Source organism: Gordonia sp. 852002-10350_SCH5691597, from assembly GCF_001665715.1.
Classification (GTDB): domain Bacteria; phylum Actinomycetota; class Actinomycetes; order Mycobacteriales; family Mycobacteriaceae; genus Gordonia; species Gordonia sputi.
The window spans coordinates 1-829 of sequence record NZ_LZMO01000237.1 but is presented as its reverse complement, the minus strand read 5'-3'; the positions used below and the strand labels follow the sequence as shown (position 1 = coordinate 829).

General features: G+C 63.9%; 1 protein-coding gene. It reads right to left on the bottom strand.

All coding sequences use genetic code 11. The annotated features are described in order from the left end of the window. Positions 1–829, bottom strand: an 829-nt coding sequence (locus tag A5777_RS17455; RefSeq protein WP_156529416.1) for an IS30 family transposase, incomplete at both ends; no start/stop codon positions are given.

The following is an 829-nucleotide window of genomic DNA, read 5'->3' as shown; positions in this document are numbered from 1 at the left end:
TGTGTATAAGAGACAGGGGGATACCCCAGCCGAGCGTTTTGCGTGGACGGCCGTTGAGTTCCTGCGCGACGTGCTCAAGATCGGCTGGACCGTAGACACTCAGGTCAGTGCTTTTGGGGAAGTACTGCCGTAGCAGCCCGTTGGTGTTCTCGTTGGTACCGCGCTGCCACGGACTGGCCGGATCGCAGAAGTACACCTGCATGTCGGTGGCGATGCTGATCTGCTTGTGTCGGGCAAGCTCGGCGCCCTGGTCCCAGGTGAGCGACCCGCGTAGGTGCGCGGGTAGGTCCTTGATCGCGGTGATGATCGCGTCACGGACTTGTTCGGCGTCGTGCCCATCCGGCAGGTGCAGCAGCATCGTGTAACGGGTGGAACGCTCGACGAGAGTGCCGATCGCGGTCTTGTTCTGCTCCCCGGTGATCAGATCCCCCTCCCAGTGCCCGGGGACCGCACGGTCGTCCACCTCTGCCGGCCGGTCGCTGATCATCACCATCGGGTCGATGAATCGCTGATATCGCTCACCCTCTCGGCGCTGCGACCTCCGGCGCGTCCTACCGGTCCGAAGTGCTTGTTGGACTTCACGTTTCAACCCTCCGCGGGCTTGGAAGTACAAGGCTTGATAGATCGTTTCGTGGCTCACCCGCATGCTTTCGTCGTCGGGATGATCCCGGCGCAGGCGGTGAGAGATCTGCTCCGGCGAGAGCTTCCTCGACAAGCCGTCCTCGACCGCTGCCCGTAGGACCGCGTTCACCACCAGTTTGGACTGCTTGGGCCGCGCCCGGAGCGCCGCCGCGATTCGATCGGCCTGATGCGGCAGGTACCGGCCGGC